The 9,816-nt window shown below is 71.6% G+C and carries 7 protein-coding genes and 1 pseudogene; 5 read left to right on the top strand and 3 right to left on the bottom strand.

The genetic code is table 11. The features are described 5' to 3' along the window. The 3 genes from DEIPI_RS30895 to DEIPI_RS0112810 all read left to right on the top strand — a co-directional run. Positions 1-772: substrate-binding domain-containing protein (locus DEIPI_RS30895; RefSeq protein WP_084474246.1), on the top strand; the 772-nt coding region annotated here is incomplete at its 5' end. Between the two features lie 148 nt (positions 773-920). After that, positions 921-1,928: a UDP-glucose 4-epimerase GalE gene (gene galE, locus DEIPI_RS0112815; protein WP_027482019.1), complete on the top strand. Its 1,008-nt coding sequence runs from the start codon at positions 921-923 to the stop codon at positions 1,926-1,928. 57 nt (positions 1,929-1,985) lie between these two features. Next, entirely contained in the window at positions 1,986-2,708 is a 723-nt protein-coding gene (locus tag DEIPI_RS0112810; RefSeq protein ID WP_027482018.1) for a ThuA domain-containing protein, read from the top strand. Between the two features lie 52 nt (positions 2,709-2,760). Here the strand turns inward: DEIPI_RS0112810 and DEIPI_RS0112805 are convergent, their stop codons facing one another. The 3 genes from DEIPI_RS0112805 to pulA form a co-directional block, all read right to left on the bottom strand. Then, positions 2,761-3,732 carry an NADPH:quinone oxidoreductase family protein gene (locus DEIPI_RS0112805; protein WP_027482017.1) on the bottom strand — a complete coding sequence of 324 codons (972 nt, stop codon included), beginning with the start codon at positions 3,730-3,732 and terminating at the stop codon, positions 2,761-2,763. A gap of 133 nt (positions 3,733-3,865) precedes the next feature. Then, positions 3,866-4,177 carry a hypothetical protein gene (locus tag DEIPI_RS0112800; RefSeq protein WP_027482016.1) on the bottom strand — a complete coding sequence of 104 codons (312 nt, stop codon included), beginning with the start codon at positions 4,175-4,177 and terminating at the stop codon, positions 3,866-3,868. Positions 4,178-4,436: 259 nt separating this feature from the next. After that, positions 4,437-7,742, bottom strand: a complete 3,306-nt coding sequence (pulA, locus tag DEIPI_RS0112795) for a pullulanase-type alpha-1,6-glucosidase (protein ID WP_027482015.1) — start codon at positions 7,740-7,742, stop codon at positions 4,437-4,439. 163 nt (positions 7,743-7,905) lie between these two features. Here pulA and DEIPI_RS0112790 point away from each other — a divergent pair, with 163 nt between their 5' ends. Next, positions 7,906-9,297 carry an FAD-dependent oxidoreductase gene (locus DEIPI_RS0112790; RefSeq protein ID WP_027482014.1) on the top strand — a complete coding sequence of 464 codons (1,392 nt, stop codon included), beginning with the start codon at positions 7,906-7,908 and terminating at the stop codon, positions 9,295-9,297. Between the two features lie 293 nt (positions 9,298-9,590). Then, positions 9,591-9,816 (top strand): annotated as a pseudogene (locus DEIPI_RS39790) (bifunctional diaminohydroxyphosphoribosylaminopyrimidine deaminase/5-amino-6-(5-phosphoribosylamino)uracil reductase RibD); the annotation flags it as partial.

Raw genomic sequence — 9,816 nt, 5'->3', positions numbered from 1 at the left:
GGCCGGAATGGCCCTGCTGCTGCTGCCCGCCCCGCGCGACCCGTCGGTCATCACGAGCGCCGCCGTGGACGGCTTCGTGGTGTACTGCCTGCCCGCCGACAGCGAGGCGCTCGGCGCGGTCACCGCGCGCGGCCTGCCGTACGTGCTCGTGGAGCAGGCGGGCGGCGGGGACGCGCCGCGCGTGGACATCGACGACCGCGCGGGCGCGCGCGAGGCCGCCGCGCACCTGCTCTCGCTGGGGCACGAGCGCGTCGGCGTGCTGAGCCTGGAACTCACCCTGCCGCGCAGGCGCGGCGCGGTGACCGCCCGCCGCGAGCGGGACGCGACGTTCGTGCCGCCCCTGAACCGCCTCGCCGGGTACCGCGAGGCCGTCACGGCGGCGGGCCTCACGCCCTCGCGGGTGCTGCGTGTCGTGGAGGCGAGGAACAACACGCCCGGCGAGGGCGAGCTCCTCGCGCTGGAACTGCTGCGCGCCCCGGACGCGCCCACGGCGCTGCTGTGCATGAGCGACCAGCTCGCGCTGGGCGCGCTGGAGGCCGCTCGCACGCTCGGTCTGAGCGTGCCCGGCGGCCTCTCGGTGGTGGGCTTCGACGACGTGCCCGCCGCCGCCGTGGCGGGGCTCACCACGGTCCACCAGCCCACCGTGGAGAAGGGCCGTCTCGCGGGGAGCCTGCTGCTCGCGCGGCTCGCGGGCGAGGAGCCGTCCGCTCCTCCGGCGCTGCTTCCCACGCGGCTGGTGCTGCGCCGCACGACGGGCGTTCAGACGTCGTGAAGGTTCGCCCCACGCCCCGTGGACGGGGGTGGGGGAGGGGTAAGCTGGACCCGGCGCGAGGGAGGCGTCGGTCGCGTCGCCTCCGCTCTCCGCTTTCGCAAGCCTTCGTTACTTTCGCTTCTTACGAAAAATAGGGTAAGGTGGAGACATGAGACTCCTCGTCACGGGCGGCGCGGGCTACATCGGCTCGCACACGATCAGGCAACTCATCGCGGCAGGACACGAGGTCGTCGTCCTCGACAACTTCACCGCCGGACACCGCGAGGCGCTCCCCGAGGGCGTCACCGCCGAGGAGGCCGACCTCCTCGACGCCGCCCGCGTCGGCGAGATCGTCACGCGGCACGAACCCGACGCCGTCATCCACTTCGCCGCGCTCATCGAGGTCGGCGACTCCATGCGCGACCCGCGCCGCTTCTACCGCAACAACGTCGTCGGCAGCATGAACCTCATGGACGCCCTCCTCGACGCGAAACAGAAGCGCGGCAAGGCCGTCCCCGTCGTGTTCTCCTCCACCGCCGCCGTCTACGGCGAACCCGACCACGTGCCCATCCCCGAGGACGCCGCCAAACGCCCCACCAGCGTCTACGGCGAGACGAAGCTCGCCACCGAGAAGCTCCTCGACGCGTACGACGCCGCCTACGGCTTCCCCCACATGAACCTGCGCTACTTCAACGTCTGCGGCGCCATCGAGGGCGGACAGATCGGCGAGGCGCACCCCAACAAGACGCACCTCATCGAGCTCGCGCTGCTCACCGCGCTCGGCCAGCGGCCCAGCATGAAGATCTTCGGCACGGACTACCCCACCCCGGACGGCACCTGCATCCGCGACTACATCCACGTCGTCGACCTCGCCGACGCGCACGTCCTCGCCGTGCAGGCCCTGCAGGACGGCGCGCCCACCACCCGCTACAACGTCGGGCTCGGGCACGGCTTCAGCGTCAAGGAGGTCCTCGACGCCGTCGACCGCGTCGTCGGCACGCCCCTGAAACGCGAGATCGAGGGCCGCCGTCCGGGCGACCCCGCCGTCCTCGTCGCGGACTCCGCGCGCATCAAGGCCGACCTGGGCTGGACGCCGCGCTTCACGAACCTCGACCACATCATCGAGACCGCCTGGGCGTGGCACCGCGGCCACCCCCACGGCTACGCCGCCGACTGAGCCACCACGGGGCCGCGCCGCACGACACGGCGCGGCCCCGACCGCAGGGAGGTCCGCATGAACCGAGCCGTCCGCGTCCTCGTCTGGAACGAGCACCGCCACGAGCAGAAGAACCCGAAGGTCGCCGGGATCTACCCCGAGGGCATCCACGGGGAGATCGCGAGCGCCCTGCGTGAGGGCGGGCTGGAGGTCCGCACCGCCACCCTCGACGAGCCCGATCACGGCCTCACGCAGGACAACCTCGACTGGGCCGACGTGATCATGTGGTGGGGTCACCTCGCGCACGGCGAGGTCGCCGACGAGGCCGTCAGCCGCGTCGTGGAACGTGTCCTCGGCGGCACGGGCTTCGTCGCGCTGCACTCCGCGCACTTCAGCAAACCCTTCAAGCGGCTCATGGGCACCTCCTGCGACCTGAAGTGGCGCGAGGGGGACGACCACGAGCGCATCTGGGTCGTCGCGCCCGCGCACCCGATCGCCGAGGGGCTCGGCGAGACCATCGAGGTCGGGCCGGAGGAGATGTACGGCGAGTTCTTCGACGTGCCGCCCCCGGACGAGCTGGTGTTCGTCAGCTGGTTCACGGGCGGCGAGGTCTTCCGCTCCGGCGCGGCCTACACGCGCGGACGCGGGCGGATCTTCTACTTCCGCCCCGGTCACGAGACGTACCCCACCTACCGCCACCCGGACGTGCGGCGCGTCCTCGTGAACGCGGCCCGCTGGGCCGCCCCGACGGACGGCCCGAAGCCCGTCTTCGGCAACGCGAAGCCCCTCGAAGGGCGTTGACCCCGGTCCGGGCGGCGCTCGTGGCATGACCACGGGCGCCGCCCGTCGTTCCTCAGGGTTCCACGACCACCTTGCCGGTGCTGGCGCGGCTCATGATGAAGTCGAAGGCCTCGCCCGTGCGGTCGAGCGGGAAGCGGCGTCCCACGACGGGTTTCACGGTGCCGCCCGCGAGGACCTCCCCGAGGAACGCGTGCGCCTCGGCCATGGCCGCCGCGTCGCCCATCATGGACGTCAGCCAGACGCCGGTCACGCTGACGTTCTTCTTCATCAGCTCGACGGGCCGCAGGCTCGACGGTTCGCGGCTCGCCGCGCCGATCACCAGCACCCGCCCCCGGAAGGCCGTCATGGCGAGGCTGTCCTGGAAGCCGCGCCCGCCCACGACCTCCAGCACGACGTCCACGCCACGCCCACCGGTCGTCTCCTTCACGACGGCCACGAGGTCCTCGCGCGAGGACAGCAGCGCCACGTCCGCGCCGAGCGCGCGCGCGACGTCGAGCTTCTCCTCGCTCGACGCGGTCGCGATGACCCGGAGGCCCATCGCCTTCGCGAGCTGGATGCTGGCCGTGCCGAGCGCGCCCGCCGCGGCCTGCACCAGCACCCACTCGCCCTCGCGCGCGCCGCCCAGGGTGCGCAGCGAGAAGAACGCCGTGTAGAACGACACGGGGAACGCGGCGGCCTCGGCGGCGTTCAGCGTCTCCGGCACGGGAAGGACCGCCGTGGCGGGCACGACCGCGTACTCGGCGAGCCCGCCGTGCCCGGCGAGCGCCGCGACGCGCTGGCCCGTCCGCAGGTGCGTGACGCCCTCGCCGAGCGCGTCCACGACGCCCGCGAACTCCATGCCGGGCACGAGCGGCAGGCGCGTGCGCGTCAGGTACTCCCCGCGCACCGTGAGGATGTCCGCGAAGTTCAGCCCGACCGCCTCCACGCGCAGGCGCACCTCGCCCGCGCGGGGCTCGGGGACGGGCAGGTCGCGCGGTTCGAGCACCTCGGGTCCGCCGAGGCGTTCCACGACGAGGGCGCGCATCAGCGGCGCTCCAGCGGGCGGGGGAGGGCGGGGAGGCGCGGGCCGGGCGTGGCGTGGTGTGGCATGCGCGCAGCCTACCGGAAACGCGTGGCGCGGGACCAGCCGAGGCGGGTCCCGCGCCGTGGGGGCACGTTCAGGCGGCGGCGGGGCGCGTCAGGGCCTCGGGAACGGGCACGGGGGCGTGCACGGACGTCGGCGCGGGGGTCGCCTCGGGTTCGGGCGCGGACTCCTCGTACGTCTCGACCGACTCGGGCTTGAGGATGCACCACATCAGCACGCCGACGAGGCAGGTGAGCGCCACGCCCATCAGGACCATCCCGGAACTCCACAGGAACTCGAAGAGGACGTCGTGCACGGCGGGAACCACGAGGGAGAGCGTGGCGAGCGTCGCGTAGGTCGCCGTGATGACGTCGCGAGCGGGGAGACCACGGAGGGCGCGGGGCATACGTAGAATGTAGATTAAGCGATCCTGAAGCTGATGTGCATCCGGCTTCATGAAGGCCGTCGGGTTTTTACGCTGCAGACGATGTTTCCAGCCACCCTCGATGTGAGCGGACACGCGGATCACTTCCTTCCCGGGGCCACTGGGGCCGACTGCACGCACCTTACCCGCCGCCGCATGATTGGCGGATGACGCCGGGCCGCGCGTCCGCACTCATGAAAAGCGCCCGCCCCGGACGGGGGCGGGCGCCACGAAGGGAAGGCTACTTCCCGACGAACACCGCCGTCGTGAGGCCCGGAACGGTCAGCGTGCCGTTCGCCGCGCGGCTCGACTTCACCACGGCGTCCGTGCCGCCCGCGAGCGCCGGATGCAGGTCCAGCTTCAGCGCGCGCAGGGACGCGTCGGAGAAGTTCACCGCGGAACCCGTCGCGTTGAACACCACCACCACGTCACGGTACGGGTTGCCCTGACCCACCTGACCCTGCAGACGCATCACGATCAGACCCGGCACCTGCTTCGGCCCGGTGTTCAGGAAGGTCAGGCCTCCCTGCACCTGCTGCGCCGTCTCCATCCGGAACAGCGTGCTCGACGCGCGCACCCGCAGCATCTCCGCGAGGTGATCGCTGGCGCGCTGACGGTCCGCCGCCGTCACCTTCAGGTTCGCGTTCCCGAGCAGGGTGCGGTACAGCGGCCAGTTGCCCTCGTTCTTCTCGGCGAGCGGCAGACCGCGCCCGAAGCCGTTGTCCGCGCCGTCCCAGGTGATCGCGTTGAACCAGTCGCCGCTGTTGTAGCTGTCCGTGTCGAAGCTCTTGCTGCGCAGCAGCTCGTCCCCCGCCTGGAAGAACGGCACGCCCTGCCCGAGCGCCACGAGGCTGTTCGCGAGGTTCTGCATCCGTACGCGCTGCGCCGTCGTGGCCGTCAGGGGCGCCTTGAGCAGCACCGCGTCCCACAGCGTCTGGTTGTCGTGCGCGCTGGCGTAGTTGATCGACTCGCGCGGGCTCGCCGCGTACCCGGTGGGCGCGCCGTTGTAGTCGATCTGCGCGCCCGTCACGGTCTTCCCGGACGCGTCCACGAGGCGGTAGTCGCGCAGGTTGCCCGTCAGGCCCACCCGGAGCTGGTCGGAGAGCTTCAGCAGGCGGGCCGTGTCCGTGTTCTGCTTCTGCCCGTTCGGGAGGCCCACGAGACCCGTCGCGAAGCCCTGGTCCTGCAGGCCGCCGAAGGGGTTGCCGCCGCGGATCGCGTCACGGATGCGGTCGTTGAAGGTCCCGATGCCCGCGCCGTACATGTTCACCTGCGTGGCGTTCACGCCGCGCTTGTTGTTCTCCACCTCGCCGAAGTTCCAGCCCTCGCCGTACACGTAGACCTTCTTCCCGTCCACGCCGTCCTTCTGGGGCGTGAGCGCGTCGAGGGCGGCGCGCACGCGCAGCATGTCTTCGCGCATGTGGTGGCCCATCAGGTCGAAGCGGAACCCGTCGATCTTGTAGTTCCTCGCCCAGAACACCACGGAGTCCACCATGAGCTTCTGCATCATGCGGTGCTCCGTCGCGGTGTTCGAGCAGCAGGTGCTGTTCTCCACGCCGCCGTCGAGGTTCAGGCGCTGGTAGTAGCCCGGCACGATCCGGTCGAGGACGCTGCGCTCCGCCTGCCCGCTCGCGTTCGTGTGGTTGTACACGACGTCCTGCACGACCCTCAGGCCCGCCCCGTTGAGGGCCGCGACCATGGAGCGGTACTCCACGACGCGCGCGTCCGGATTCACGGCGTAGCTGCCCTCCGGCACGTTGTAGTGGTACGGATCGTAGCCCCAGTTGAACGCGTCCTGGTCCTTCACGGCGTTCACGGCCGCCTGCTGCTGCGCGCTGTCCGGCGCGAGGGCCTTCAGGTCCGGCGTGGCCTTCCAGTTGCGCCTGTCCTCGTCGATGGTGGCGATGTCGAAGGTCGGCAGCAGGTGCACGGCCTTCAGGCCCGCCGACGCGAGCGACTTCAGGTGCGTCATGCCGCGGCTGGCCTTCTCCGTGAACGCGAGGTACGTCCCGCGCCGCGCGGCGGGGACGGACGCGTCGTTCACGCTGAAGTCGCGCAGGTGCAGCTCGTACAGGGTGAGGTCGTTCACGCTGCGCAGCTCGGGCTTCTTCAGGTTGTCCCAGCCCTGCGGCTTGAAGGCCGCGTCCGTGATGTCCACGATGCGCGAGCGGGTGCTGTTCAGCGCGAGGTCCACCGAGTACGGGTCGGTGACGACGTTCGTCTCGACCTTCTGCGTGCTCGGCGCGTACACCTTCACCTCGTACTGGTAGAAGCGGTTCTTCCACGACGCGTCGCCCGTGACGCTCCACACGCCGCCGTCACGCTTCATGTCCACGACGCGCGCCTCGCCGCCGGAGGGTCCGTCGAAGAGCCGCAGGCGCACGCTCTGCGCGGTCGGGGCCCACAGGCGCAGCGTCGGCACGGTCTTGTCCCACGTCACGCCGAGCGCCCCGTCGTACGCGTACAGGTCGTCGAGGACGCCGTAGATCTGCACGCCCGTCGCGTCCACCGGCTTGTCGTCGAGGCCCGTGCTCGTCACGACGAGCTGCGAGCGCAGCACCTCCGCCACCTTCGAGGCGTCCTCCGGGCGGACCTTCACGACGGCGTAGGTCGCGAGCTGCGGGTACTTCGCCTTCAGGGCCGCGCTCAGGCCGCCCTCGGCGGGAATCAGAGGCAGCGACGTCGTGCTGCCGCTCACCACGCCCGCCGCGAGCTTCAGGCCCGCCTGCGGAGCGTACACGAGGTTGAGGATCGCGCCGTTCGCGACGAGCTCGGGCTTCACCGCGAGGGTGTCGCGCGTCAGCCAGTGCGCCTGCGCCTTGGCGAGGTCGCCGACCTGCCGCACGCTCGTGTCGGGCTTCTGCGTGTACACCCTGTTCTCCCCGGAGACGATCCACACCTGGTTGCCCTGCTCCACCGTGACGCTCTGGTCCGGACCGGGGTCCTTGTCGTCCCCCTTGTGCACGATGAAGTTCAGCTTCTTCCAGCCCTGCTTCACCGGCACGTCCCAGTACGCGCCGAAGGCGTTCTTGCCCGTCTGCGCGAAGGGCTTCGTCCACTCGGTCGGGGCGGCCGCGTCCTCCCAGAGGTGCAGGCCCCAGCCCTCGTACTTCCCGTCCGGACGGAAGTAGTTCACGCGCACCGTGTTCGCGGGAATGGGCGCCTCGGCGGGCACGGGGTTCTGGAACGCGATCACGCTGCTGCCCGACTTCAGCCACACCTCGCGGCCCTGCGTGAGGTCCACGGACATGTCCGGACCGGGGTCCTTCTCGTCGCCCTTGTGGACGATGAGGTTGAGCTTCTTCGCGTCGTTCTTGAGCTTCACGTCCCAGAACGCGCCGTACGCGTCCTTCCCGGCGGGCGCGAGGGGCTTGTCCCAGGTGACCTGCTCGGTCGTGTCCTCCCAGACGTGCAGGCCCCAGCCCGTGTAGGTGGCGTCGGGGCGGGTGTAGTGCACGCGCGCGACACCCTCGGGAAGGGCGGGCGCGGTCTGCGCGGCGGCCGTGACGGCCAGCGCGAGCGTCGTCAGCATCGCGATTCGGTTCAAGTTGTGCTCCTTTACGAACGCATTTTACGGGGCGGAACGCGGAACCGCTTCCCGACTTCAGGAGACCTTAAGGAGTGGCCGGACAGACGACGTTTCGGGCACGCGTCTCCACGACCGGGAGCTCGTCATCCCGTCACCATCCACCCCCGCCTACCCTCGCCCCATGAGCCACACCACCGCACGAAACCACGCCGTCGTCATCGGGGCCAGCATCGCGGGCCTGCTCGCCGCCCGCGTCCTGTCCGAGCACTACGCCCGCGTCACCATCGTCGAACGGGACGTGATCGGCGAGGACGACCTGCACCGCAGGGGCGTCCCGCAGGGACGCCAGCCGCACGCGCTGCTCAGCCGGGGCATGCGCATCCTCGAGGACCTCCACCCCGGCCTGGGTGACGACCTGCGCCGCGAGGGCGCCCTCACGGGCGACATGACCGGCGCGAGCCGCCTCTCGGCGGGCGGCGAGTACCTCGCGGCCTACGAGAGCGGCCTCCCGCTGCTCTACGCCAGCCGCGTCCTGATCGAGCGCTGCCTGCGCCGCCGCACCCTCGCGCTGCCCAACGTGACGCTCCTCGGCGGCGTCGCCGTGCGCGCGTTCACCACCACGCCCGACCGCACCGAGGTCACGGGACTCACGTACGAGCGCGAGGACGGCGCCCGCGCCGACCTTCCCGCCGACCTCGTGCTCGACGCGAGCGGACGCGGCTCGCGTACGCCCGCGTGGCTGGAGGCGCTCGGTTACGCGAGGGCGCAGGAGAGCCGCATCGACGTCAACGTCGCGTACACCTCCCGCATCTACCGCCGCCACCCCGAGCATCTCGGCGGGACGCTGCTGCTCGGCACGGTCCCGCAGCAGCCGATGGAGCGCCGCGTCGCCATCTGCACCGCCCTGGAGGGCGACCGCTGGCACTTCGCCCTCGCGGGCTGGTTCGGCGAGCACGCGCCCGCCGACGAGGAGGGCTTCCTGGAGTTCGCGCGCGGCGTCGGCAACGACGACATCCCCGCGTTCCTGGAGACGCTCGAACCCCTCACGGACTTCACGGTGCACCGCTACCCCGCCAGCGTCCGCCGTCACTACGAGCGCGCGCGCCTGCCCCTCCGTCTGCTCGTGCTGGGCGACGCGATGTGCAGCTTCAACCCCACCTACGGGCAGGGCATGACCGTCGCGGCGCTCGAAGCGGAGGCGCTGCGCGCGGTCCTGCGCCGCACCCGCGACGCCGCCTCGCTCCAGCGCGCCTACTTCCGCGCCGCCGCGAAGGCGCTGGACCTGGCCTGGAGCCTCGTGAGCGGCGGCGACGGCAGCTACCCCGAGGTGGACCTGCGCCAGCCGCTCGCCGCGAGGATCACGGGCCGCTACTTCTCGCTGGTGCAGCGCGCCCTCAAGCACGACGGGCGCGTCCTGAGCGAGTTCATGCAGGTCGTGCACATGGTCCGCTCGCCGCTGACGCTGTTCGAGCCGTCCTTCGTGATCCGCGTGCTGCGCGCCGTGCGCCGCGAGAAGCCCGCCACGCGCGCCCGTCCGTCCATCGGGGCCGGGCAGGCCTCCGCGACCGACTGAGCGTCCGGCGCGGCAAGCGCGAAGCAGCTCACGGACCGCCCCCGCGAGGGGGCGGTATGCTCCGTGCGGCGAGAGCCATCCTTCGGGGCGGGGTGAGATTCCCCACCGGCGGTGACCCGCGACCCGACCACCCACAGGGTCGGCGCGGCAGCCCGCGAAGCCGAGCCAGACGCTGTACGGCGAGGCCCGATCCGGTGAGAGTCCGGAGCCGACGGTGACGGGACCCACGCGGGTCCCCCAGTCCGGATGAGAGAAGGAGGGAGCCGACCCGTCCCCACGGGCCGGCGCCGCACATGTTCATCCCATCCGAGGTCCCGTTCATGCGGGACGCCCTCGCGCTCGCCGCGAGAGGCCTGGGCCGCACGGCCCCCAACCCACCCGTCGGCTGCGTGATCGTCCACGGCGGCGAGATCGTCGGCCGGGGCTTCCACCCCCGCGCGGGCGAACCGCACGCCGAGGTGTTCGCGCTCGCCGAGGCCGGGGAGCGCGCCCGGGGCGCCACCGCGCTCGTCACGCTCG

Origin of the sequence: Deinococcus pimensis DSM 21231 (assembly GCF_000519345.1) — a bacterium.
GTDB lineage: Bacteria > Deinococcota > Deinococci > Deinococcales > Deinococcaceae > Deinococcus_A > Deinococcus_A pimensis.
This window is presented reverse-complemented; position numbering and strand designations above follow the sequence as displayed.